The 617-nt window shown below is 41.7% G+C and carries 1 protein-coding gene; it reads left to right on the top strand.

The window, feature by feature from the left end:
- Positions 1 to 390 precede the first annotated feature (390 nt).
- The coding region (locus AB4484_RS24270) for a replication initiation protein (protein ID WP_372080775.1) at positions 391 to 617 on the top strand (227 nt) is incomplete at its 3' end.

The raw sequence follows: 617 nt of genomic DNA, 5'->3' as shown, positions 1-617 counted from the left end.
AGAAAAACATAGCACAAGCTCTGTTGGAGCATAGAGCTTCATTTGGAGATGTCGGTGATTCAATAGAGCGGTTAAAGCACTTGTAACAATTAATATCGGCAAGGCTGATTTAACGTAACGTCACTTAATGCGAAGTACAGTGTTTCGGTAGAACAATGATTATCTTAAGGTCGCTAAAGCGGCCTTTTTTGTGTCTGATAGCAAGAAGCTCTAAGGGGAAATTGCGAAGTAAGGTATTGAGGCGTAATATAAACGACAGATAAAACAAAGCCCTGAACATCGTTCTAACTTGGTGGTAAGTCGATAATTCAGGGCTAAATGCTTAAGGTGATTTTAACACATGAACAGACAAACACAATCCACACATAACCGCCATAAGCGCAGTTATGTGTGAAGACTGAACATTCAAAAGCTTTTCAACTCGATCTCATCGAGACGCTTCCTCATAAGCCGTATTGCACCGATGAACTCGGTGTCACTTACATACGCCCCAAAATCACAGCGATCAAGAAGAAGTATTTGCAAGTGAACCAACCTAAGTTGGTCACTTATCTAATCTTTGATATTGACCGACAAGGCGCGGTTCTAGCTTGGTATGACTGCAATCTACCACCGCC

The organism is Vibrio sp. 10N.261.46.A3, from assembly GCF_041472995.1.
Classification (GTDB): Bacteria; Pseudomonadota; Gammaproteobacteria; order Enterobacterales; family Vibrionaceae; genus Vibrio; species Vibrio coralliirubri.
Note: the sequence above shows the minus strand (reverse complement) of the source record. Positions and strands in the feature narration are given on the sequence as shown.